This window comes from Paenibacillus sp. J31R122 (assembly GCF_056269185.1).
The window spans coordinates 202,661-228,111 of sequence record NZ_JBWDNM010000012.1; the positions used below are offsets into that span (position 1 = coordinate 202,661).

General features: G+C 40.9%; 17 protein-coding genes. 16 read left to right on the top strand and 1 reads right to left on the bottom strand.

What is annotated here, in order from left to right:
* Window positions 1-20 precede the first annotated feature (20 nt).
* The 8 genes from AC0YN7_RS20190 to AC0YN7_RS20225 all read left to right on the top strand — a co-directional run bounded on the left by AC0YN7_RS20190 (window position 21) and on the right by AC0YN7_RS20225 (window position 15,355).
* Entirely contained in the window at window positions 21-1,058 is a 1,038-nt protein-coding gene (locus AC0YN7_RS20190) for a glycoside hydrolase family protein (protein ID WP_475811826.1), read from the top strand.
* A gap of 638 nt (window positions 1,059-1,696) precedes the next feature.
* On the top strand, window positions 1,697-6,934 hold the full coding sequence (locus tag AC0YN7_RS20195; RefSeq protein WP_475811827.1) for an S-layer homology domain-containing protein: 5,238 nt from the start codon (window positions 1,697-1,699) through the stop codon (window positions 6,932-6,934).
* Between the two features lie 301 nt (window positions 6,935-7,235).
* Window positions 7,236-8,198 (top strand): ABC transporter permease, encoded by a 963-nt coding sequence (locus AC0YN7_RS20200; protein ID WP_475811828.1) that lies wholly within the window; start codon window positions 7,236-7,238, stop codon window positions 8,196-8,198.
* Window positions 8,198-9,073, top strand: a complete 876-nt coding sequence (locus AC0YN7_RS20205) for a carbohydrate ABC transporter permease (RefSeq protein WP_475811829.1) — start codon at window positions 8,198-8,200, stop codon at window positions 9,071-9,073. Before AC0YN7_RS20200 ends, AC0YN7_RS20205 begins: the two co-directional genes overlap by 1 nt.
* A 63-nt stretch (window positions 9,074-9,136) precedes the next feature.
* On the top strand, window positions 9,137-10,768 hold the full coding sequence (locus AC0YN7_RS20210; protein ID WP_475811830.1) for an extracellular solute-binding protein: 1,632 nt from the start codon (window positions 9,137-9,139) through the stop codon (window positions 10,766-10,768).
* A 93-nt stretch (window positions 10,769-10,861) separates the two neighbouring features.
* Window positions 10,862-12,643 carry a sensor histidine kinase gene (locus AC0YN7_RS20215; protein WP_475811831.1) on the top strand — a complete coding sequence of 594 codons (1,782 nt, stop codon included), beginning with the start codon at window positions 10,862-10,864 and terminating at the stop codon, window positions 12,641-12,643.
* Window positions 12,621-14,030 (top strand): response regulator, encoded by a 1,410-nt coding sequence (locus AC0YN7_RS20220; protein ID WP_475811832.1) that lies wholly within the window; start codon window positions 12,621-12,623, stop codon window positions 14,028-14,030. Before AC0YN7_RS20215 ends, AC0YN7_RS20220 begins: the two co-directional genes overlap by 23 nt.
* Window positions 14,031-14,239: 209 nt before the next feature.
* Window positions 14,240-15,355, top strand: a complete 1,116-nt coding sequence (locus tag AC0YN7_RS20225; protein ID WP_475811833.1) for a glycoside hydrolase family 88 protein — start codon at window positions 14,240-14,242, stop codon at window positions 15,353-15,355.
* 574 nt (window positions 15,356-15,929) lie between these two features.
* On the opposite strand, the gene AC0YN7_RS20230 is transcribed toward AC0YN7_RS20225, so the two are convergent.
* On the bottom strand, window positions 15,930-16,817 hold the full coding sequence (locus AC0YN7_RS20230) for a helix-turn-helix domain-containing protein (protein WP_475811834.1): 888 nt from the start codon (window positions 16,815-16,817) through the stop codon (window positions 15,930-15,932).
* A gap of 135 nt (window positions 16,818-16,952) precedes the next feature.
* Between AC0YN7_RS20230 and AC0YN7_RS20235 the strand changes: the two genes are divergently transcribed.
* The 8 genes from AC0YN7_RS20235 to AC0YN7_RS20270 all read left to right on the top strand — a co-directional run bounded on the left by AC0YN7_RS20235 (window position 16,953) and on the right by AC0YN7_RS20270 (window position 25,378).
* Window positions 16,953-18,035 carry a fatty acid desaturase gene (locus AC0YN7_RS20235; protein ID WP_475811835.1) on the top strand — a complete coding sequence of 361 codons (1,083 nt, stop codon included), beginning with the start codon at window positions 16,953-16,955 and terminating at the stop codon, window positions 18,033-18,035.
* 50 nt (window positions 18,036-18,085) lie between these two features.
* Window positions 18,086-18,409 carry a MocE family 2Fe-2S type ferredoxin gene (locus AC0YN7_RS20240; RefSeq protein ID WP_475811836.1) on the top strand — a complete coding sequence of 108 codons (324 nt, stop codon included), beginning with the start codon at window positions 18,086-18,088 and terminating at the stop codon, window positions 18,407-18,409.
* Window positions 18,410-18,419: 10 nt separating this feature from the next.
* Complete coding sequence (locus AC0YN7_RS20245; protein ID WP_475811837.1) at window positions 18,420-19,658, top strand: NAD(P)/FAD-dependent oxidoreductase; 1,239 nt, start codon at window positions 18,420-18,422, stop codon at window positions 19,656-19,658.
* A 47-nt stretch (window positions 19,659-19,705) separates the two neighbouring features.
* Window positions 19,706-20,983: a Gfo/Idh/MocA family protein gene (locus tag AC0YN7_RS20250; protein ID WP_475811838.1), complete on the top strand. Its 1,278-nt coding sequence runs from the start codon at window positions 19,706-19,708 to the stop codon at window positions 20,981-20,983.
* A 27-nt stretch (window positions 20,984-21,010) separates the two neighbouring features.
* A complete protein-coding gene (locus AC0YN7_RS20255; protein WP_475811839.1) occupies window positions 21,011-21,520 on the top strand; it encodes an Ig-like domain-containing protein in 510 nt (169 codons plus the stop codon).
* Window positions 21,521-21,831: 311 nt separating this feature from the next.
* The gene (locus tag AC0YN7_RS20260; protein ID WP_475811840.1) at window positions 21,832-22,755 is read left to right on the top strand and encodes an ABC transporter permease; all 924 of its coding nucleotides are present in this window, start codon (window positions 21,832-21,834) and stop codon (window positions 22,753-22,755) included.
* A gap of 37 nt (window positions 22,756-22,792) precedes the next feature.
* Window positions 22,793-23,683, top strand: coding sequence for a carbohydrate ABC transporter permease (locus AC0YN7_RS20265; protein ID WP_475811865.1), 891 nt, complete (start codon window positions 22,793-22,795; stop codon window positions 23,681-23,683).
* A 78-nt stretch (window positions 23,684-23,761) separates the two neighbouring features.
* Complete coding sequence (locus AC0YN7_RS20270) at window positions 23,762-25,378, top strand: extracellular solute-binding protein (protein ID WP_475811841.1); 1,617 nt, start codon at window positions 23,762-23,764, stop codon at window positions 25,376-25,378.
* The last annotated feature ends 73 nt before the right edge of the window (window positions 25,379-25,451 follow it).

Below are 25,451 nucleotides of genomic sequence, written 5' to 3' on the forward strand. Positions count from 1 at the left end.
GTAGAAGGTGAAGATGAATAATGAATATTATTGAAAACATGCTGCCTGCACCTCGAAATGGCGGTTTTAAAATGGATGGCTATTGGATATGGTGCGGATCCGTTATAAAGGCTGAAGACGGTCGATTTCATATGTTTGCTTCAAGATGGAGCAAAGATTTTTCTATGCATCCGGGCTGGCTTGCTGCTTCAGAAATTGTACGTGCAGTATCAGATACTCCCGAAGGGCCCTATCAATTTGAAGAGGTTGTTTTGCCAAGCAGAGGGGCGGAATACTGGGATGGAAGAAGTACGCATAACCCGCAAATATTTAAGCATCAGGATACCTATATTTTATATTATATGGGATCGACTCATCCGTTTAAGGATGTAGAGGCGGATGAACCATTTGATATGGATGATCCGAGATGCATTGTAGCGCGTTCAAATAAAAGAATCGGAATTGCGACTTCGAAGAGTATTAATGGTCCATGGGAAAGATTGGTTACCCCCATTTTGCACCCTAGACCTGATAAGTTTGATAACTTTTTCACTTCTAATCCGGCGCCATGTATTCACGAGGATGGTTCCGTATTATTAGTCTATAAAACAAGAACTTATAAATCGCGGCCATACCCGACATTTTTGCATAGTTTTCAAATGTCATTTGGAGTTGCGCGCGCTAATCATTATTTGGGTCCTTATACAGCAGTATCGGATGAAAATATATTCCCTTCGGAAAAGTATAATTTAGAAGATCCATTTATTTACCAAGTACCTGGCGGTTATGAGATGGTTGCGAAAGATATGACTGGGGATATTTGCGGTGAATTACATGGTGGGGTTGTGGCAAAATCATCGGATGGAACAAAGTGGGACTTTATAGAAGGGGAAAAATCATATTCGCGTAAGATCGAGTGGGATGATGGGACGGAACAAGTAATGGGAAGCTTAGAAAGACCGTTTATCCTATTTCAAGATAACAAGCGAACCCACATGTTTTTTGCGACAGCAGACGGACCAGGAGAGTTTACAAACGCTGAGAATACTTGGAACATGGTTATCCCATTAAATTCATGATTTGTATTAGGTACTATATGGATGCTGATTGCTAGAGTTCTGATTCACAACGGTTCATCGTTTATCGATGGACCTTTTTTTGTGGTTATGCAAGGCAATTAATTAGACAGTGAAAAGTCGGTTGAAGATAATCTTGCTGTGTATCGGGCGATAAAAAACAAAACGGCTGCATTTTTCTGGAACTAATTTCTCTCCATATTCCATCTGCGTGTATTCCATACCGAATTTGTAAACGATTACCTATAATCTAACTGACTACTTAGGTACAGAGGGGCTTAGTATAGCACTTCAACGACACAACTAATTCTTATTGCAACAAATACCTTGAAAATAAAACTTGAAGGGAGGGCATGACACATAACATACGAAAAGTTTTTGGGAAAGTGTAATGATTTTTTAAGGAAACGGTCGTTTGACGGACGCTATGATGGCTTATTAATTTCAACGCGAAAGAATTTGTATTTACTGCTACTAAGGTGCATATCAATACGGTTGTTGAAATTAAATTAGGTTCTTCAAAAATAAATAATTAGTTTTGAAAGCGGTTAACTAATGTCATCTTTACGTCCAACAAAGCCAACTAAACGATCCAGATCCTGACCGTTATTACTTACAATCAATTTTTTGGAGGGATAATTATGAAGTTTGGAAAACAGTTAATGACTATGTTGCTAACTATTTTGTTAATTATGTCAGCTACGCCGATTTATGCGCAAGGCCCGGTACCTGATTCAGATAATGCCTCGCCTCCCCCAATATATATTGATCCCAACTTTGTCGATATTAATTTTACAAACCATGCGCTTCAACGAACTGAGAACAGAGTTACTGTAGACAACCGATTTTTGGGATACGCTGAAGTGACACCAGATGCTAATAGTATGGATTTAGTAGGACACGATCTTGAAAAAGCACTACAATTGGAAGCAACTACCAAAGAAGTAGGTACTTATAGATTTAATGTTAATCGAACTGACAGATTGGGCATTCAAACCAGGGTTAAGTTTAATAATACCGATTCGACTAGAGATTTCTTCGAAGTAAAGAGTATGAATCCGCCGTCTGGCAGTCCAGCATGGCCGCTATTGCTTCAATTTGATAATACTGGAAAAATAAAAGATTCGGGAAAAAATGAAATAGGAGTGTATGAAGCAGAGAAATGGTACGATCTTCTAATCGACCTTGACATCCCTAACCATCGCTACAGCGTTTGGATTAATGGAGAAATAAAGGTTGATAAATTGGATCTAGGGAGCAATTATGTAGGAATACTTCAAAATAAGATTACGCAAAAAAAGCATAGAGAAGATAAGCTCAGCAGTGTAATGATTGCTTACATGAAAGCGGGCGATATTCTACCTCCTTTAGAAGAGATTCACGTCTCAGATCGGGTTATGACTGAGGGGAAAAGTACTGTTTTGAGCTATCAGAAAGTTCCTGAACGTGCTTATATTGGAAAGTTGGATCTAGAATCTTCCAATGCTGAGATTGTGGAAGTAGTCGGCAATGAATTGCTAGGGGTGAAACCGGGAGTAGCTGTCATCACTGTGACAGAACAGTTGTCTGGAGTGAGTACCACTTTTAAAGTTACTGTGGAAGTAGCTGATCCAGGTACTGTGGCGTCTTCTCTAATTTATATTGATCCTAATCTGGTGAATATTAATTTTACCAACTACGAGCCTCAACGAGCTGGAAACAGAGTTACAATAGATTCTCGATATTTAGGATACACTGATGTGACACCGGATGCCAATAGTGTGAGTTTAGTAGAATATGATCTCGGAAAAGCGCTGCAAATGGAGGCGGTTACCAAGCAAGTTGGTACTTATAGATTTGGTATTAATAAAACTGACAGATTCGGGATTCAAACCCGGGTTAAGTTTAATAATACCGAATCGAATAGAAATTTTTTCGAGGTAAAGAGTATTAATCCGCCAACTGGCAGTCCAGCATGGCCGCTATTGCTTCAATTCAGCAATAACGGAAAAATATTGGATTGGAAGAAGAATGAAATTGGAGTATACGAAGCAGAGAAATGGTATGATCTCCTGATTGACTTCGACATCCCTAATCATCGCTACAGTGTTTGGATTAATGGGGAACTAAAGGTCGACAATTTGGATCTGGGAAACAACTATGTAGGAATACTCCAAAATAAGGTTGAGCAACATAAACATAGTGAAGATGTGCCAAGCAGCATGATGATTGCTTATATGAGAGCGGGCGATATTGTACCCCTAATAGAAGAAATCCAAGTTTCGGATATGGTTATCGCTAAAGGGTCGGGAGCCGTTTTCAGCTATCAGAAAATTCCAGAAAGGTCTTATATTGAAAAAGTAGAGGTACAATCTCTCAATCCCGAAACTGTAAAAGTAGTGGGCAATGGATTGCTAGCATTGGAAACAGGTGAAGCTTTCATTACTGTGACAGAGCAATTGTCGGGAGTAAGCAGCACATTTAAGGTCACTGTGGAAGCAGCATCGAATGAATGGCAATCTCAAGCCATTCATAAAGATGATATGAAGAAGGGAATGGGAGTTTCAGATGCTGTCTCTTTAGATTATAGTAAAGAGCAAATTGTAAATTTGTATCCTGATTTTGTTAAGTACATGGACATGGATGAAGCTACGCTAGTTGAAGAAGTAAGGGCAGCATCGGGATCAATTACTGCTCCAAATCAACAAACAAAATTCCAAGGGTATGCATCATTTTTTGCCCAGATCTATCAAGAAACTAAAGAAGTCAGTTATGCTAGAAAGGCAGCGCTTATTCTTTATACCCAGGCACTGGATTATTCCCGTATTGTAACAAGCAAGTATCAGATAGTTTTTTTTGATTCAGGTTTAGTAGTTCCAATACGTGCAATTAATGCTTACAATATTTTACTTAACTCAGATGTATGGGGTGATATTAACTCGTCTTATTCTGGTGAAGAGATGAAGCAGATTGTTGAGGAGTTTTGGATTAGACCCGCTGTTAATGAGGCATTAAGAATTATGAATGATACTAATACTAAAAAGAACAATATAACGCCTTTTGGGGCGCGGGCAGTTGCTGCAACAGCTTTGATTCTTAATGACCCAACTTATGTTCGCGAAATCATTGGTATTTTTGATGACCTTCTAAGCACAGAATATTATATGTTTGACGGAACATGGAATGAACAAGCTAGCTCATATGCGGATCAAGTATCTAACGCCGTGACAGCACATTCATTGCAATTAATTAAAAAATTTACGGATCCTGAAGGCTTTCACGATGAAAGATTCGGATTAAACCTTGATCGAACTGATTTGAGCTCAAGATGGCCACTACTTGAACTTACAAAAAAGGCTGCTTCGGAGAAGCTTATCTATCCGGATGGTACAACAATTCCGCTAGGAGATTCTTATGGCAGAACAGGGGATCCACAACCTTTGCCACTGACTGAAAACGGCATGAAGAATATTACTTTGCCGGGCTTAGGGTATTATGGATTACATCAAGGTGATCTGAATGATGCCATGCATGTAGGATTGTTGACCCAGCCATTAGATTTGGGATTGAGTGGCGGTCATACCCACTTTAATTTACTGTCTCTTAATTTATGGGGCGGAGGAATCGAGATGTTCCCGTACACAGGCTATATTAACAGAACTAGCTATGGGGATGGAAGTGGCGGTACATTACGATATCATTCGATGGGGCCTATATGGAGAAATATGCCGTGGGTATCCCGAGCGGATGGAAAAAATATCAAATCAGACGGATCTTGGCAAAGATCTGCCTTATTAGCATACGATTCTGGGACAACGAACGGAAATCAAATACAGTTAGTTGAAGCATCTAATCCCGGCCCAGTGGAGATAGGTGCAGAAATGAATCGAAGATTGGTTATGCTTGTAAATCTAGGAGGAAATCGAAACTTTGCATTTGATTTGACCCGTATGAAGGGTGGCCAAGCGCATGAGATTTTCCAGCGTGGGACAGAATTAGAAAATATGAACGTTCAATTTGATGATAGTGAAATGCTGGAGGATACAGGGAAAACCAATCTTAAAGAATATTTAACGAGTATTAATAGCTTAGAAGGCTACCCGAATAGTAGAGATGTTCTGCAGAATCCAAAAGCCGGATCTGGAGCGAGCGATTTTTCCTTTGAATGGACAGGGGAAGAGACGGGATCAAAAGTTCGAACGTTCATGAACGGGGTAGAGGGATCGGATGTATTTCTGACGCAAATGCCAACAGCTAGAAGAACTACAACAAAAGCAGACGAAACTAAGTACACTACACCCCATATTACGAGAAGAAATATCGTCTCTGATAGTAGCGAAATAACGCAGTATGGCGCTGTGTACGAAACGCTTAAAAAAGATCGAACTGGAGAGATTGAAAGTGTTAAGTGGGTCAAACCAGACGATGCAGATCCGATGACAAATATTGCTGTTGTAACGAGCAAAAACTATGTAGACATTATTTATACAAGCAATGATTTAATTGAGCGTCAATATAATTCGCTCACTTTTTCGGGGCATGTCGCTTTTGCGAGAATAGATAAAGCAACTAATGAGCTTGTATACAGTTACATTTACGGAGATGGTGCGGTAAAAGATAAAAATAGCAGTTTGGCTGGTTTTGAATCGCAACAATTGGAAATTACCAGTACAACTACAGCTTCAATCAATCTTGCATTAGATCCAGAGGTTAGAGAAAATACGATTACTGTTCGTGGGAAAATTGCGAATCAGGAGCAACTAAAAGGGGCGTGGCTATCAACTAAGTTCGGTGATGGTTCCGGATACGGCGTAAAGGTGAAGGGTTTTACAGAGACAGATGATTCTACGATTATTGCTATAGAACAGTTCACTCCTTTCCGCTTAACGGATGACGGTGTAGAAACGTTATTTTACCCGAAAGTAGCTATATCAGGAAAAGCGTATGTTGTAATAAATGAACCTAATTATCTTGATAAAATAGCTCCAGTATGGCCGCAAGATGCAACACTATCAGCTACCAATATTGGCACTACGAGCCTTACGCTGACATGGCTAGCATTAACGGGTGATGCCGGTGCAACCAGCTATAAAATTTATCAAAATGGCAACGAAATAGCGACCGTCGAGGGTGATATTACCAGTTATAATGTGAGCGGGCTAACTGCTAACAGCAGTTACACCTTTATAGTAGAAGCAAGTGATGCTGCAGGGAACTTGAGCTCTAATGGTCCAAGTATAAAAGTAACTACTAAGTCAGGCTCTTCAAACGGTGGATGGATACCGCCGCAAAACCCTGAACCAACACCTGAACCAACACCTGAACCAACGCCAGAACCAACACCAGAACCTGAAACGCCTGAAATAGATTTTGCCGATATTGGCGGGCATTGGGCTAGTGAGGCGGTTGAAAAAGCAGTTGGGCTTGGAATTGTAAAAGGGTTTGGGGATGGAACATTCAGGCCTAATAGCATGGTAACACGAGGTGAATTTGCAACGATGCTCGCTAGGGCATTGAAGTTAAAGTCTGTAGATGCTGATATGGATTATGCCGACAAGGATCAAACACCAAAGTGGGCTCTGCCAGCTATTCAGGCACTTATGGAAGCAGGATTAATGTCAGGTTATGACGATGGGACAATCCGCGCGAATAATAAGGTATCACGCATTGAATTTACAGCAATGATTGTTCGTGCGCTAGGGCTTTCCATTGATTCAACATCAACATTAGCATTTTTAGATGCGGATCAAATACCTGCATGGGCGAAGCCTTATGTCGCAGCAGCTGCAGAAGCGGGCATTGTTAAAGGATATCCAAACGGGAAATTTATCCCTGCTGCATCTGCAACTAGAGCGGAGGCTGTTACACTGATTCTATCACTACTGAATTATAACAAGTAGGTATGGTAATGTTATAGAAATAGAAGTGTTTCACTAGTTTAGGTGAAAATCCGACACTGTTTATATAGGTGTCGGATTTTTTTGAATACAAAGATTTCTGCGAGTCCAATGTGATGTTGTAATGGGACAGTGAAAAGTCGGGTGGAGTTAATTTTTGCTATGTGTCGAGCGATAAAAACACAACGGCTGCATTTCTCGAAAACTAATTTCTCTCCATATTCCATCTGCGTGTATTCCATACAAAGATTGTAAGCGATTACTTATAATTAAATTAATTACTTGAGAACAGAGAGGTATACATATGGAAGCGATGCCAACAGAGGTTCGGAAAGAACAAATAATAGAGCGAAAAGCTTCGAAAAAGTTGCTGAAACGAATGTGGGATGCCAAATATTTGTATATACTTGTCCTCCCGATTATGCTGTACTTTATCTTATTTCATTATGTACCGATGTACGGGATTATTCTAGCTTTCAAAGAATACAAAATTAGAGCGGGTATCTCGGGAAGCCCGTGGATTGGACTTCAAAATTTTGAAACTATGTTCCAACTCCGTGAGTTTTGGAAAGTGTTTCAAAACACGCTTGTAATTGCTTTTGGTAGGTTGCTTATTGAATTTCCGGTTCCGATTATTATGGCTTTGTTAATTAATGAAGTTACATCGAAAAAATTGAAAAGAGTGTATCAGACGGTTTACACATTCCCACACTTTCTGTCGTGGGTAATCGTTTCGGGAATCATGCTTAATTTTCTAAGCGATATGGGGGTATTAAATCAAATATTTCAGGCCATCGGCTTGGAGAAGCAAAGCTGGCTGCTAGATGCAGGAAAGTTTAAAGGTTTATTATTCGGAACCAGTATTTGGAAGGAAATGGGCTGGGGAACAATTATTTATCTCGCTGCAATAGCTGGAATTAATCCTGAATTGTACGAGGCTGCCAGTATGGATGGTGCGAATCGATGGCATCGTATGAAGGCAATTACATGGCCTTCTATGCAGAGTACAGTGCTTATCCTCCTTATCTTAGCGCTTGGCAATATTATGGGCGGGGCAGGTTTCGACCAAATTTTCAATATGGATAACGCCGCAGTTCGTAGTAGTTCAGAAGTACTTGATACTTATATTTACCGAGCTTCATTCTTCCTTGGACTTAGCTTCTCGTTTACAACTGCAGTCGGGTTATTCAAATCAATTATTAATGCTATCTTGCTGCTGCTTGCTAATTATATTGTGAAGTCCAGAGGGAATGGGGGAATTTTCTAATGCGGCATAAAAATAATTGGGCGGACTATACAATCCATGCTTTCTTGATGGTGGTGGCACTGATTACAGTTATACCATTCTATAATGTCGTGCTTCAATCATTTGCGACGCCTGCTGCGATTGCGAAGCAGCCGATCTATTTAATTCCAACGACAATCGATTTCACCTCATTTAAGCTTATCTTTGAGAATAAAAACAGTTGGTCTGCATTTCGCGTTTCATTTATCGTTACGATCGCGGGAACAGCGATCAACATGCTACTTACGGTTTGCGGTGCCTATGCTTTAACGAAAAAACGTATGCCTGGACAGACGCTGTTCGTCGCTTTGATAGTGTTCCAAATGCTGTTTCATGGTGGTCTAATTCCAACGTACTTAACGATGAAAAGTTACGGTCTTTTGGATAATATATTTGCCATGATATTACCGGTCGCAGTTAATACATTTTATCTCATCATTATGATGAATTATTTTAGGTCGGTTCCAGAAGCATTGGAAGAATCGGCGAAAATTGATGGGGCCAACGATATTCAAATCTTATTTCGAGTTATCCTCCCGATCTCCTTGCCCATAGTGGCTACGATTGGCTTATTCTATTCGGTGGATCGATGGAACGAATGGTATAACGGCATGATTTATTTGCAAGATACAAATAAATATCCGCTACAATTGTTTTTAAGGGAATTGTTAGCCGATGTAGGTAGAATCGCAGGATCTGAACTTGCTGCCTCGGAATTAACGGATCGGGCCAATGTATATACGAATGGTCTGAAAATGGCTATGGTTGTCGTAACCACATTGCCTATCTTACTTGTTTATCCTTGGGTTCAGCGTTATTTTACTGCCGGCGCAATGATCGGCTCGGTTAAAGGATAATACTATTGGTTTTGAGACAATTGTCTTAAAATAAAAACATAATCGTTAGAGGGGGATTATTAAATGAAACAGAATCAGAAGAAAGTAGTTAAGAAGATTACAACGGCTGTATCTGTCATGATGCTTTCAGCTTCGCTCTTAGCTGCATGCGGCAGCGGAAGCAATAACCCAGCTTCACCATCTCCAAGTCCGTCCGAACAAGGGACGGCAACCCCAACTGGTACAACGGCAGAACCAAAAAAGCACCAAGAAATAACGGTTTCTTTTTTCGACATTGACAAATCTTTAGCAGAGCCGGAAAAGGACGCGCTTCTTCAAAAGGTTCAAACTGAATTAGATATTACGATAAAGCCAATAGGGGTTACATGGGATAATTACAACGAAAAGTTTAAGCTATGGGCAGCATCCGATCAGTTGCCGGAAATGCTAGTGTATGAAATGCCAAACGGTCCTACGGCTTCCCAATGGATCGAGCAAGAATTAGTAAGAGAAATACCAGAAGAAATGTATAGTAAATATCCTAACCTAAATAAAATTATGAATTTACCAGATGTCCAAGCAACGAAAGTAGATGGCAAGTTTTACGCACTTCCTCGTCTCTCGAAAAATTCAATGGATGAATGGGCACTTGAACGCGGTTATATCGTTCGTAAGGATTGGATGGAAAAGCTTGAAATTAAGGTCCCAGAAACATTTGAGGAATACTTGGCAATGTTCAAAGCATTCGCCGAAAATGATCCAGATGGTAACAATAAGCAGGATACAATCGGTCTAACGACGAACTTCTTAGATGTTTTGACCACGACGGTTAAATTAGGCAGCCCTGTACCGAACCTTGGTGGATGGATGAAGGAAAATGGTCAATGGATCCCAGCGTTTGCATCTGAAGGAATGGGTGAATATTTGACAAAATATCGGACCCTTTATGCTGAAGGAGCTTTGGACAAAGATTTCGCACTGCTCAAAGTAGGTGACGGCGGGGACAAATTCGCTCAAGGAATAGTTGGAGCGTTGAACGTTCAAATGAGTGATGGCATGATGAATGGTATAAAAAATAAGTGGGATAACTTCTCCCATGATAATGCATTTGAAGATTCAATTATGCTTCTTCCGGGTTGGCCAGCACCGGATGGAAACAGTTACAGGTTTAACGGAAGTACGTTTTATACCGGAGTATATGTAAACAGTAATGTTGAAGATGATAAGTTGGATGCGATTTTGAGGTTGATAGATTTTAATTTATCAGATGAAGGTAAAGATTTGTTCACATATGGCATAGAAGGGATAAATTACAAGAGAGAGAACGAACAAATTACCATTCTTCAAAAAATGGAATACCCAAGTTCAAGCGCATTTTTCTACATGAATGGTCTTGGCTGGGGCATGGAAACAGCGAAGGAAGTCAAAAAAGTTACAATCCCGGAAAAGCTGATTGATCTAGCAAATGAAATGCACATTGACCTCCTTAAAAACTCCACGCCGGTGCCGATTAACTTCGATATAGAAGGTCTAAATACTCCGGCAAAAGTAAATGTTGCTGGAATCAAGTGGGCTGATGCTGTTGTAAATGTGGTGCTAGGCAAGGATGATCCAGTTAAAATGTGGCAGGATGCTTATGCCCAATTTGATCAAAAAGTAATTAATGATGCTATTAAAGAAGTAAACGATGCCGCTGCAGAGCTAGGCATTGAATAAAATAAAAAAAGAGACGCCTATGCCCATCTTTTGATGGGCATAGGTTTATTCGTACCACAGTAGTTGGTATAATGAGCATAGGGGGCGGTAAGGATGTACCAGATGCTTAAGAGTAAAGGGGTAAAAATACAATTGTTGGTATTAATTGCCGTACCCACAATGTTCATGTTTTTGACACAATCGATTAACTATAAGCAAATGTCAGAAACGATTTTAAATAAAAATGACGAGTATTTGAATGAGCTTATGAATAGTGTCGCTGGCACAATAAATGACAATTTCAAAGCTGTAAACCGTATTTTATTATCGACAGCGTATAATGATACGGTTCAACGCTACCTGGTTGAACAAGATCCGAGGAGAAAGTTCAATTTACACCAAAGTGTGGTAACTACATTAGAAAAAAACATTAAGCCTTTAAATCGCAGCATCGTTGATTTTGTTATTGTCGGGAGTTATGGAAACGATTACAACCTTGGATATGTTCCAGCTACACGTTCGGCAATGGAGGCTATTATTGACCGGGTTTCATGGGGTTCGAATAACACGACTTATATGGGAATCAATGAACTTTATTTTGAGGGGACAAAAGCAAACTATGTAGTTGCTGCAATTCCTATTCGTAATGTTGAATCCGGAGTGCGATACGGTCTTGAAATAGGATATATGTTTATGCTAATGGATACAAAAGCGATTATTCCGGAGATTAAAGCGGATAAAACCGCGGGAAATTATTATGTACTTGATTCGGAGAGTGTTGTTGTATCTAGTAATGATAGTGCGAAAATTGGGAGTAAGTGGAGTGTAGAATGGGTTCAAAATGCAATTGTTCGCACGAAAGATATTCCGGATATTGAATTCAAACTCGTTAGTGTGATACCAAAATCAGAATTATACAGAGGGTTAAATCAGGTTCGTTTGACATCCGCAGTACTTATCACTGTAATGTTTGGTTTGATGTATGTAACTTATTTAGTAATAGGAAACAATATTATTCGGCCTATTAAGGCATTCGTGAAGTTTGTCAGTAATATTAAAGGTAACAATGAAGATATGCCAAAGGGTCATATTCAATTGGACGGATATGCTGAGATAAGAGTTGTAAGTACAAAATTCAATCAACTAATGGACGAGATTAATGAGCTTACGTTGCATTTGCTCAAAACGAATACACGTATTTACGAATTAGAAATATTGAAAAAGCAGGCTGAAATTGCATACTTGAACAGTCAAATCAACCCGCACTTCTTATATAATACGTTGGAGTGCATACAAGGGATTGCTTCGGTAAGAGGTGTTCAGGAGATTCAAAGGATGACGGCTGCTTTAAGTCAAATCTTCCGTTACAGTATTAAAGGTGATGAGACGGTTAGTCTGAGCGAAGAATTAAGTATAGTGCAACATTATATCTCCATTCAACTTGTTCGATTTGTTAATCGGTTTGACGTACACTTTGACATTCCAGATGAATTACTTAAGTTACCCGTCAAAAAAATGATTTTGCAGCCGATCGTCGAGAACGCTATTTTTCATGGACTTGAAATGAAGTCGACGAAAGGTAATTTATGGATTAAGGCTAGACGTATTGAAAATGGAGACATCATCATTCAGATAAAAGACGATGGTGTCGGGATTCAAGCACAACGATTGCAAGAACTGAAGCAAAGCTTGCATATCGAGTCGGAAGATGAATTAGATATGCTGGAAACAAACAATAACCAAAGAATTGGAATTTCGAACGTCAATCAACGTCTGAAGCTAGAGTACGGCTATCAGTATGGCATTACCGTACAAAGTGTTGAGCGAGAAGGCACCGAGGTAATTTTAAAAATGCCGCAGGAGAGTGAGGCAGATGAACGTATTCTTAGTGGATGATGAGTATTGGACCCTGCAAAGCATAAAGGCCAAAGTAGACTGGACGCACTATGGAATGACGGTAATTGGTGAATCTTATAACGGTATGGATGGTTTTCAAGAAATTATTCAAAGAAAGCCTGATCTTGTATTTACCGATATACGCATGCCTGGTTTGAATGGGTTGGAACTTATCGAGCGAGTGCGTGATGCTGGGCTTAAAACGCAATTTATTATTATTAGCGGATATTCCGAATTTACATATGTACAGAAGGCAATTCATCTAGGTGCGGAAGGTTATATACTCAAATCCTTTGATGAAGAAGAACTACGGCCTGTAATAGAAGCTGTTATTCAGCGGAAGGCTAAACTGCGAGAAGATGAATCGGCTCGATTAATGGGATTGCTTCTCAGCGGAGCATCCCACTCAGAGGAGGAGATTAATCGCATCCTAGACAACTCGGGGATAAAGAGGAATAATAGCTCATTATCGGTTGTGGTCATACGAAATAATGATAGAGATAATGTGAACATACCATTTCTATTGAATATTATGAAAGTGATTACTGGGAAAAATACCACTGCTTATTTAATGTCGTCAGACGATATACAAAGCTTTCTATCACAGATGCCGCAAGAGATGAATGGGGTTGGAGTATCTACTCCGATTACAAGTGGAAACTCCTTAACAGAAGCGATTTTAGAAGCAAGTGAGGCGTCTTGTCAATATTTTATGAAGGGCCAATTTGGACTGACTTATTCGTTATCGCATATTGATTTCCAAATCCAGGATTCTCTAATACCGCTGTTTGAGGCTATTCGCGCAAAAGATACTATCGAAATTTCAGTTTGTATAGATAGTATTAGGGATAAGGCAGAGCAAGGGGGGGTGACAATTCGGCACGCCTACCAACTCTATAATGCTATTAATGCTTTTGTGTATCATAGTGGAGAAGAAGATGATATTTATGTGCACAACTATGAAGCGCTTATGGAGATGTACCCAAATTTTAGTGAAACGCTTTCATCAATCAAAAGAAAAGTTATAGAAAATTTAGAATATGAAGGTGTATCCTTTTCAACTCTCGATTTCTGTGCTAATACCAAAAAGTTCGTGAACTATATCAAGGAACATTATTTTGAAAATTTGACCATACATCATCTTGCAGATCAATTCAATTTTAATCCAAACTATGTAAGCCAACTCTTTCAGAAAGAGTTACAAACTACTTTCACTAAATATTTGCTTCAAATCAGACTTGAACGGGTCTGTCTGTTGTTGAAAGAAACAGAGTTAACTGTAAGTGAAGTAGCAGAAAAAGTAGGTTACAGCGATTATTATTATTTTGCGAAAATTTTCAAAAAGCAATTTAACATGACGCCAACACAGTTTAGAACTAGTAATTGACGGGACAAAAACTGTGGAAACCAATACTCATATCGAAAGTTTATGAGTGATATTGACCTAATCAATTACCATAGATTATCTAACAATCGTCCATACTTGATATTGGCGATTTTGTTTATCTTAATAGTAAGCGGATACAACTTTATGAAAATGGGGTGTATTCGAATAATGCTGAAAATAAAGAAGAAAAAATCTAGAGGTGAATATAAATGTGGCATTTGGCAATCGAAGACGCAATGTCGAAAATTAAGCAGAATATTGAACGAAATCCTGGTTTACTTCCTCATATAACAGAAAATCAACGATACCGTTGGGGAGAGAATAATGATTGGATTGAGGGCTTCTATATAGGACTGATGTGGCTTTCTTACGAGTATAGCGGGGATGTAGCATTCAAAAACGCCGCAGAATCGTTCCATGAAAATTTTAAGCATAGGCTGGAGCAGCACATTGAGCTTGATCATCATGACCTTGGTTTTCTGTATTCGTTATCGGCTACTGCCGAGTGGCAAATCACGGGTAACGAACATGCCCGGCAGCTCGCTCTGCAAGCTGCAGCGAAGCTGCGCGACCGTTGGCGCCCAGCATACGAAGCTATTCAGGCTTGGGGAAAAGAGAATGATCCTATAAACGGGGGCAGAATCATTATCGACTGTTTGATGAATTTACCTCTTTTGTTCTGGGCATACGAACAAACGGGTGAACAAAGTTACTATGACATTGCGTACAAACATGCGCTCAAAAGCTGTAAATTCCTAGTAAGAGGAGATTATTCTTCATATCATACCTTTTATTTCGATCAAGAGACCGGTAACGCGATTCGTGGTGGAACCCATCAAGGCTATCAAGACGGCTCGACTTGGACACGAGGACAATCATGGGGCGTGTATGGCTTCGCTTTATGCTACCGTTACACGAAAGACCCTTTGTTCTTAGAGACAGCAAAAAAACTGGCAGTATACTTTCTTGACCACTTACCCGAAGATCATGTTGCATATTGGGATTTTGATGTGCCGATTGAGGATGGTACCCCGAGAGATAGCTCCGCTTCAGCGATCGTGGCTGCCGGACTGCTTGAGCTGCTTGGGCTGCTACCGGAAGAAGACACGGATCGAATGATACTTAGCAAGGGATTTGACCGATCAATGCAATCTCTTGTGGAGCGTTACTCTACAATGAAGTTTCCGGATGCTGAAGGCCTTTTGCAACACGGATCATACCATGTCCGTGGCTCTGCAGGTCCGGATGATTATATGATTTGGGGCGACTATTTTTACCTTGAAGCTCTTGTACGCATGGAAAAGGGGATTAAAGGTTATTGGTAAAAAACACATTATAAAAGCGGCAGTCTTAGACTTGAAGTTAAAGTCTAAGACTGCCGCTAATTTCGATTAAATGCTCGATCTAAAAATATAAAACTTAACAAACAAGCGGACATTCCCAATGGATGTCCGCTTTGTTTGTGGTATGCCAAGCATGGGCATGGGTGTCATCTCTAGCGTGAGAGTTCTAAACTGGGGCTCGCAAGCACCTTCCACAGCAAGCAAACAAAATTCAGAATTAAGTATAAGTTAGTAAAATGAAATAAACAATAAATCTCACTTATAGTTGTAAAAACAACGAAAAGTCTCAATTTACAATGTAATAAGTCTCATTTATAGATGAAATAACGCCTGTTTTCGATTGATTTTTATCTCATTTATAACCGTTACCCACAAATATGTGTAATACCTACTGTTGTCAAAGATAAGACGTAAGTTTGTCACAAAAAAATAAAATAGCTTGTCCACATTAAGACCCCCATGATCAGGTAGGAATCCTGTATGTATGGGGGTTTTGCTCTTCAACGTCAAACTTATTTGCGTGAGGACACCCTCATGGGAGCCTGTATGGAGATCGTCATTCTCCCTCAACGCGGTTAGTATGCTTCCGCCATTCACTCGGCGAGCTGCCTATTAGCTTCTTGAATACAGTCGTAAAATGCTGGCTCGTCTTGAAGCCGAGCTCCAGCGCGATGTCGGTAATCAACCTATCGGTCCTCAATAATGAGCAGGCATGATCCATTCGAATGCGTTCGATGTAAGCGAGCGGAGCTTGTCCGTAAAGCTCATAAAACAATTTGTAAAAATGTGAGACGCTCACTCCTATGGATTGGGCTATTTGTTCAATTGAAAATCTAGTTTCAGGATTTTGTGCGAACTGCAAGACGACGTTTGCAATGGATTGCTTGAGATCCGGATCGACTGGTTTGGCTTGGGGCTGCTGCAGCAGCCCCAGCAAAATGTCCAAAAGCTGATGGCGGGCGAACAGCTCTTTATTCGGTATATCGTTCTCAACGGTTGTTTTCAAACGCATGAACTGCTCCGAGGCACGTGAACCTGCACGAAAGATTCGCGGCAGTTGCTCTAATCTCTTCGTTATGAAAGCCAACTCATTGCAATCCAAGCGAAGCCAATTGCTTTCACCGGCAGGATCTTTTAAGACGAACCACCAGATCCGACTAGGCTCCAGATGATCGAAGCGCGCCCGATGGAGCTCTCCTGGCCGTGTGTAAAACCATTGCCCCGCATTGACTTGGTAGTATTCGCTGTCGATTTCCCAAGTGACGTTTCCATTCACTACGTAAACGAACTCGTAAGCTTGATCATGGGTATGAAGGGGGATCGGGTAGGCTGCTGCGAGCTTTTGGCTTCCGAGCTGCAGCAGCTCGGGAATACCGCTTAAACCGCTAACTTCATCTTCGAAGTAATACACCCACCGCATGGATGCCGAGCTAAATTTATCCAAATACTGTTACTCCTTCGTTTGTTTCTGTTGTTCTTATGTGTCTGATTTTATTTAATTAAATCAGGGAAGTCAAATCGCATGTATTCGCTTACACTTAGTTCAGAACAAATCGGAAATAGGAAGAGGAGTGTCATCGTGAGCGAGTCTAGTAAAAGGGACTATAGCATTTTAGGGCCGGAACGGGAAAAAGCGATTGCGAAAGGACTCGTATCCGCGGAGTGGTATCAATGCCAAGTTCCAAGAAAGCGTCTAAAGGAGCTTATGGTTCGACGGGATGCCCCTGCGCTTTGGGATACGTTCCTTTGGATCGTGATCCAGATCGCAGTGGGATATGTCGCTTATTTAACTTGGGGGACATGGTGGAGCATTCCGGCATTTGCCCTGTATGGGATCATATATTGCACGGCGGCAGTGTCCAAATGGCACGAATTCAGCCATGGTACCCCGTTCCGTACCGCTTGGCCCAATGAGGCAATGTACCAAATTTGTTCTTTCCTTACTTTGGAGCAAGCAACGAACTTTCGCTGGACACATACCCGTCATCATACGGATACCCTTATCGTCGGAAGTGACCCGGAAATATTCGAGCCTCGTCCTCCGAAATGGCGGAGGATGATTCATTGGGTCATTCGCGATAATGTACTGATTCCAACCGTAGTAAGACTGTTTAGCCATTCCTTTGGTCATCTTAGCAAAGTTGAGAGGGAGCTTATCCCGAAAATCGAGCACAACAAATTGTTTTGGGAAGCGCGTTTCTTCATAATCGGCTACGGCGGATTGATTGTCGCTTGCTTCTACATGAATAGCATTCTACCGCTTATGTTCGTTGGGTTGCCTGCTATTTACGGATTTTTCTTGAACGCTTTCCTGGTCGCCACGCAGCATATGGGATTATATGAGGATAAGCTCGATCATAGATTATGTGCGCGAACATTCTACACAAATCGTGTTTTAAGATTTTTCTATACGAACATGAACTATCATGTGGAGCACCATATGTTCCCTTTAGTACCGTATTATAACTTGCCTGCTCTGCATGAGGAGATCAAGCATGATTGTCCGGCCGCGGCGCCAAGCTTTCCGAGCGCCGTTCGCGAAATGTTTGCTGCCGTTAAGCGGGCGAGAAAAGACCCAACTTACGTTGTGCCGCGTTATCGCGAATTTGCCGAAAAAGTGGAAAGAGATCGGCAAGGCGGAGAGGACCCTCGTGCTGTATAACAGAACGGATCCGGGCGCGGCACAACAACTAATTGAGGAGGATTGAATCCATGAGTCTTATTATGAATTGGATTGAAATATGCGATAAAGAGGAGATAGACGAAGAAGATGTCATTCGATTCGATCATGGAGATCGGACGTTTGCCGTATATCGTTCGGCGGATAGCGAGTATTATGCAACTGACGGATACTGTACTCACGAGAAATTTCACTTAGCGAATGGATTAGTGATGGGCAAGATTATTGAATGCCCTAAGCATAACGGCAGGTTCGATTATACAAGCGGCGCTGCAAAGCGGTCTCCAGTTTGTGTGGATCTTAAAACCTATCCGGTGAAGATTGACAATGATAAAATTTTCATCCAAATCGACTAGGGAGGGCGTCATGCAAGATTTAAGAATGGTAATCGTCGGAGCAGGTGAGGCAGGAGCCCGAGCGGCTGCTGAGCTTCGAATAGAGGGTTGGAAAGGTCCGATTACGCTGATTGGAAAAGAAAAACGGCCGCCTTATGAACGACCGCCCTTATCTAAGCGCGTTCTGACAGACGGCAATGAACCTTCTCCTTCAACGATTCTTACCGAGGAGAAAATAGCAGAATTCGATATTGAATTCATAACGAATCGATCCGTTGCCCAAATTGATCGTAATGCCCATTCGATTGAATTAAACGATGGACAGCAAATTCGGTATGAACGAATGCTTTTAGCAACTGGAGCATCCTCGCGGCGATTAAGTGTCGAGGGCTCGGATACAAGCGGGCTCTTATATTTACGAACGTTTGAGGATGCAATCGAGCTTCGTTCGCGATTAAAGGCCGGTAGCAGCATCGTCGTGATCGGAGCTGGCTTCATCGGTCTGGAAGTGGCGGCGAGCGCACGGGAAATCGGATGTTCGGTTACGGTTATTGAAGTCGGTCCACGTATTCTGATGCGAGGCGTTCCTGAACAAATCGCCAATATCGTTGCTGCGCGGCACCGTGAGGCTGGCGTAGAGTTTAAGCTTGGGGTTGGCATTTTGAGTATTGTGCAAAATCGCGATGGACATTCTGTTGTACTAGCAGATGGAACAGTCATCGATGCCGATAATATCATCGTAGGTATAGGAGCCATACCGGAGACGTACTTGGCAGAAAAGTGTGGCTTAAAGATAGAAAACGGCATATATGTGGATGAAACGCTGGCGACGAGTGACCCTGACATATTTGCTGCAGGTGATTGCTGCTCCTTTCCGCATGCTCTGTACGAGGGAAGAAGAATTAGACTTGAAGCTTGGAGAAACGCGCAAGATCAGGGGATGCATGCGGCGCACAACATGCTCGGCGGTTCCAAAACTTATATGAATCTTCCTTGGTTCTGGTCCGATCAATATGACCTCACGCTTCAAGTATCCGGATTGCCGGATAGCGCTGTGCTGACGGTATGTCGTGAATTAAGTAAGTCTGACAAACTTTATTTTCATTTGTCAAACGATCATCGACTTATGGCTGCCAGTGCTATTGGAAGTAACGCCAATATCTCTAAAGAAGTTCGATTCGCTGAGATGCTTATTCATAAGCAGATGATTGTGGATCCTAATGCGTTGACAGATATAAATGTAAAATTAAAAATGCTTTTGAAAGAGTAACTCAGAAGCTAGGAGAATAAATAATACTATTTAAGGGAGCTATTCATATGATGAGAAAAATGAAAATTGCACTAATAGGAGCAGGACTTCGCGGAGTTAATTATATAAATGAAGTAAAAAATCAACAGCTGGACGCGGAAATCGTCGCCGTTGCCGATCCGAATCCCGTCCGGCGAGATAATGTGCGGAAATCGTTCGGACTGGACGAATCCGAATGCTATAAAAGCTGGGTGGATCTGCTTGCGGGACCGAAACTTGCCGATGCCGTGTTTATTTGCACGCAAGACCAGATGCATCTCGAGCCAACTCTTCGGGCGCTTGAAGCGGGTTACCATGTCATGTTGGAAAAGCCGATGTCGACCGATCCCGGAGAGTGTGTACAGATGGTCCGAGCAGCCGAAAAACATAATCGAATGCTAGTGATATGTCATGTGCTGCGGTACTCAAAGTTTTTCCAGACAATAAAGCGATTGCTTGACGAGGGCGCAATCGGACGGCTTGTCACGATCCAGCACAACGAGAATGTTGGTTACTGGCACCAGGCTCATAGCTTCGTGCGCGGCAATTGGAGCAGGAAGGCCGATTCAAGTCCGATGATCTTATCCAAGTCCAGTCACGATCTTGATATTTTATCTTGGCTAATAGGTGCGGATTGTGTAAGCCTGTCTTCATTTGGCTCATTAACATATTTCAACGCGAAGAACGCGCCAGATGGTGCTCCCAAACGATGCCTTGACGGATGTCCAGCGGCGGAAACGTGTGAATATTATGCGCCGAAACTATATTTGACAGAAAGCATTGAATGGCCGACAAATGCGATCTCTGACGACATGAGCTACGAAGGCAGAGTGAAGGCGCTTGAGGAAGGGCCATACGGACGATGCGTGTTCTACTGTGACAACGATGTCGTTGACCATCAGGTTGTCAATATGGAATTCGAAAATGATGTTACTGCCGCATTCACAATGAGCGCATTTACCCAGCAAATCAGTCGGACGCTCAAACTAATGGGCACAAAGGGCGAGATTCGAGCTGCAATGGAAAAGGAAGAGATTGAAATACTCCGGTTCGACACAGGGGAGAAGAAACCGATTTCGCTTAATAAATCGGAAGGTCTGGCAGGGCATGGCGGCGGCGATGGCGGTATTGTAGGCGATTTTATTAGACAGTTGCAGAACGGAGAGTCCAGCAACAGCCTTACTTCCGCGAAAAATTCGTTACAAAGCCATTTAATGGCTTTTGCTGCGGAAGAATCCCGGTTGACCAAGCAGGTTATTGATATGCAGGCCTACAGTCAGCGGATGGAAGAGCAGCTTCAGGTTTGAAGACGGAGGAGAGCCGGAGCAGATCGATTGAGGCTTGTCATTATCTTAAGTTTGACAACGCTTGGCAAAGGTTCTGTTCGTGCAAGCGTCAATCCAGACCAAAGCGTTCGATTGAATATAAATAATGAATGGGGTTATACAACACATGGTTTGTCAGGAATAGAAAAAAAGCAGTTCACTATTGCAGGAAACTACACGAATACTGGAGTTATCAGCCTTTCAGATAATAAAAATTATTATTACAAACTGCATGAAGACCAAAAGCAGCTCTTTACAATTACTACAACGACTAACCCGGCAGCAATAACTGAACATGGATCAACCTTACAATTGGTTGCTTCAAACAATGATGTTAGTTGGAGTGTAGAAAATCTGGACGGAACAGCAAGCGACAAAGCAACAATTAGTCATACTGGTATACTTTCTGCAAAAAGTAATGGCTTAGTGGTTGTTAAGGCTGTATCTCAAACAGGAAGTGGTGCTGAAGGTGCAATTATTGTACCGATATCAGGACAAACAAATAAAAGCATTGCTTAATCGAACAAAAAAATCGAAACGGTAACCCACAGAAATGTGGTTGTTAACTTTATCTTATAATGACCCAGACCCAGAAATCCCTAGTGGAGTCTGGGTTTTTCTATTTTATAAGCATGGAGTTATCAAATTTTAATACAGTTATCATTATTTAAACTGAAAAAGGATCATCCAAAATAATGATAAACACAAAGTGCATCTGAAAATTGAATTAATAGGATACTTAACATACGATATTGCAAAGAAGCTGGCTAACATGAAGTTGGCTAACACCAGCGATTTGAATATGTGATGATTAAAAGGAGGGAGACGTATTGGAGAAATCCGTGACAAGCAACAAAACTTTTTTCCAAAAGTGTGCTTTACAGAAATCATTAATTGCAATGATAATTCCGGGCGTTTTAATTGTATTCATCTTTAACTACATTCCCATGTACGGAGTATTAATCGCATTTCAAAAATATAACGCCGCGCTTGGCATATGGGGAAGCGAGTGGGTAGGACTCAAATACTTTAAAATGTTTATCGAAAATCCATTCGCTTTCCGGATAATCAAAAACACGTTTCTATTGGGTTTGTATTCGTTATTATGGGCATTTCCAGCACCGATCATTTTGGCACTTCTTCTAGATCAAATTTCATTTCCTAAATTTAAAAAACTAGTACAATCGATTTCCTATTTACCGCATTTTATTTCTATGGTGGTCGTCGTCGGAATACTAAAGGAATTCTTCTCGGTAGATGGAGTGGTCAACGACATATTGGTTGCTTTCGGAGGGACTGAAATCCCTTTTATGACGGAATCATCGTATTTCAGAAGCCTTTTTATTGGAAGTGGTATATGGCAGGGAATTGGCTGGGGTACAATTATATATTTAGCTGCACTATCTAATGCTGATCCACAATTACATGAGGCAGCGTTAATGGATGGTGCGAATCGCTGGCAGAGGATACGCTATATATCTTGGCCTACATTGATTCCAACTACGACCATTCTTTTTATTCTATCTATAAGCGGTATTTTGGGATCTGATTTTCAGAAAATCTTATTGATGTACAGTGAATCTACCTACGAGGTAGCAGACGGAATAAGTACTTATGTTTACCGAGAAGGGATTGCTGGCGGGCGGTTTGAATATACTACCGCTGTTGGACTCATGTTGAATATTGTGTCGTTTATTTTGCTGTTTACCGCTAACAAAGTGATCAGACGTGTAAGTGAAAACAGCCTGTGGTAAAGGAGGGAAAGTCTGAGTTGTTTCAGACTTGGAATATATGAAAATAAAAAGAACTAAAGGCGAACTGGTTTTTGACATCGCAAATACTTTGTTTATGTGTTTTATAATTGCAGCCATGCTATTCCCTATGCTTCACGTTTTTTCAGTCTCAATGAGTGATGCAAAGGAAGTCATGAAAGGCGGTATTTTCCTCTATCCCAAAGGATTTAATCTGAAAGGATATGAAACCGTATTCAAAGATTCGAGAATTTTCACAGCTTATGGTAATACAATTTTCTATGCATTAGGTAATACAATTATGGTTCTGGTTTTTACTGCTCTAACTGCGTATCCTTTGTCAGTGAAGGATTTTGTATTAAAAAAGGCAGTTACTATTTTTATAACGGTTACCATGTTTTTTGGAGGCGGTATGATACCAACTTATCTGCTAATGAAAAGCCTTCACTTGATCAATAACCCACTAGTCATGATTATACCTTTTTGTGTAGGTGCCTATAATGTTATTCTTTTCAGAACCTTTTTTCAGGGAATTCCTCCCGAGATGAGGGAAGCGGCCAAAATAGATGGTGCAGGAGAGTTTAGAATTTTCATAACGATGATTTTACCGTTATCAAAAGCAATACTTGCAACCATTGGATTGTTTACGATTGTAGGACAGTGGAACGAATGGTTTTCCGCACTGATTTACCTGAATGATGACTCGAAGTTTCCGGTGCAGATGATTTTAAGACAGTTATTATTCAACAGCACAATGCTTGCAGGTGATACAGATCCGGCTACAAAAGCTCTGTTAAGAGATCAGCAATTGGTAGCTGAAAACATTAAAATGGCGGCTATTATGATTACAACATTTCCGATTATGTGCATTTACCCATTCTTGCAAAAATATTTCGTAAAGGGTGTCTTTGTCGGAACGGTAAAAGGCTAGCAGATGTCTCTATTATCATGGTATCTATCACGAAAATCGTGATTTTTACATAAAATTAAAACAGGGGAGATTAGGACTATGAAAAAATGGAAATCAATCGTTTCATCCGCATTGATCTGTGTATTATTGGCTACAGTTCTGGCGGCTTGCAGCAGCAATTCTGGCAGCAACTCTGGCAGCAATACCGGCAGTGATAGCAGCAACTCAACCACTACGCCTGGCGAAACCAAAAAACTTTCATTCACCAAATTGGCATGGCTCTATGGTACGAATACGCCTCCCGCGACGGATACGAAAGTAGAAGAGGAGTATAAAAGGATTGTAAAAGAGAAGCTTGGATTTGAATTGGACATTAAAACTGAATATGTGCAGTTTAATGATTATGCAGAAAAGCTAAAGGTATTATTGGCAGGCGGTAGCATTCCTGATGTGGTTTCTATAGCGTGGTATCCTTTAGCGGATGTTAATAAATATGGTGAACAAGGAATGTTCGTCGAGTTGACTGAAAATGCCGATGAGCTTCCGGATTTTTTCAAAACCGCAGAGCAAGACAGCAAATTTAGAAATGCTGGTTATTCAGCAGATGGCAAGCTATATATTTTCCCTAACGCTTCCGCAACTCCGAGCGGAGAGTTTGATTTAGCATACGGCTCTGTGTTTAGAAAAGATATATTGGATAAACACAGTCTGAAGGTTCCAGAAACGCTTGATGAATTGTATACGGTTGCGAAGGCTCTAAAAGAGGCCTATCCTAACATTTATCCCATCATGACTTACGAGGAATGGGAACCGATGGAGCGCGCCATATTTGGTGCAAATCATACGGCTGGAGAGAAATATTTTAATGGGAACAAGTTTGCCTATGGGCCAATTGAAGAAGGTTACAAGGACGCCTTAATGTTAATGAACAAGTTTTATTCCGAAGGCTTGATTGCACCGGATTTTCTAACTCATACAGTAGAGCAGGGGAAATCTTCCATGTCAAAGGGAGAGGCATTTCTGATGCCTAAAGCATGGACAGGATATCCTAGCGAATGGAATATAGCATATCCCGATCAGGAATGGGTATTGGTACCCGCATTGAGAAATGACAAATACGGCGAGCCGTGGGTATTCACTAATCCGTCAAAAGATAATATGAAATATAATGTAGGCTATTCAGATGTTATATCTTCCAAGTCCAAAGTGAAAAATGAATTGATGGCTCTTATGAATTTAAACTACACAAAAGAAGTTATGGATTTGCGCACGTGGGGGATAAAAGATGAATCTTACACCGTTGAGGCCAATGGCGAGTATAAGTTAACACAAAAATATATGGAAGATAAAACTTTATGGGCAAAGCTCGGAGCAAATCCTTATAGTGATCCTAGTATTGGCGGTAAATATTTGACTGATAATAACAATATTTATTATGACGGCGAAATGTTAGGAGAAACGAATTATTACAGTTTCGTAAGAGAAAAATTTGATAAGAAACGTGAAGCTCCCCTGACACCGAGTATTGTGTTAAGCACGGATGAAAATGAATCTTATGCGAATGTGATGACCGCTGTTGATACTTACGCCAAGGAGCAGAAAGCAAAATTTATTTCTGGTAAACGTTCATTTGATGAATGGGACAAATATTTAGAAGAGATTGGTAAAATGGGTAATATAAATAATGCGTTAGATATTATGAACAGTAAGCTGTAGTACGTTCATTATTGAATTGTTCATGTTTATTGGCTATAGTTAGAGGAAAAGAGATACAATTTCGATCGTTCGT

Bases quoted from the DNA above. Each gene is read 5' to 3' on its own strand.
- AC0YN7_RS20190 (WP_475811826.1), top strand. From the start codon at position 21: ATGAATATTATTGAAAACATGCTGCCTGCACCTCGAAATGGCGGTTTT.
- AC0YN7_RS20195 (WP_475811827.1), top strand. From the start codon at position 1,697: ATGAAGTTTGGAAAACAGTTAATGACTATGTTGCTAACTATTTTGTTA.
- AC0YN7_RS20200 (WP_475811828.1), top strand. From the start codon at position 7,236: ATGGAAGCGATGCCAACAGAGGTTCGGAAAGAACAAATAATAGAGCGA.
- AC0YN7_RS20205 (WP_475811829.1), top strand. From the start codon at position 8,198: ATGCGGCATAAAAATAATTGGGCGGACTATACAATCCATGCTTTCTTG.
- AC0YN7_RS20210 (WP_475811830.1), top strand. From the start codon at position 9,137: ATGAAACAGAATCAGAAGAAAGTAGTTAAGAAGATTACAACGGCTGTA.
- AC0YN7_RS20215 (WP_475811831.1), top strand. From the start codon at position 10,862: ATGTACCAGATGCTTAAGAGTAAAGGGGTAAAAATACAATTGTTGGTA.
- AC0YN7_RS20220 (WP_475811832.1), top strand. From the start codon at position 12,621: ATGAACGTATTCTTAGTGGATGATGAGTATTGGACCCTGCAAAGCATA.
- AC0YN7_RS20225 (WP_475811833.1), top strand. From the start codon at position 14,240: ATGTGGCATTTGGCAATCGAAGACGCAATGTCGAAAATTAAGCAGAAT.
- AC0YN7_RS20240 (WP_475811836.1), top strand. From the start codon at position 18,086: ATGAGTCTTATTATGAATTGGATTGAAATATGCGATAAAGAGGAGATA.
- AC0YN7_RS20245 (WP_475811837.1), top strand. From the start codon at position 18,420: ATGCAAGATTTAAGAATGGTAATCGTCGGAGCAGGTGAGGCAGGAGCC.
- AC0YN7_RS20250 (WP_475811838.1), top strand. From the start codon at position 19,706: ATGATGAGAAAAATGAAAATTGCACTAATAGGAGCAGGACTTCGCGGA.
- AC0YN7_RS20265 (WP_475811865.1), top strand. From the start codon at position 22,793: ATGAAAATAAAAAGAACTAAAGGCGAACTGGTTTTTGACATCGCAAAT.
- AC0YN7_RS20270 (WP_475811841.1), top strand. From the start codon at position 23,762: ATGAAAAAATGGAAATCAATCGTTTCATCCGCATTGATCTGTGTATTA.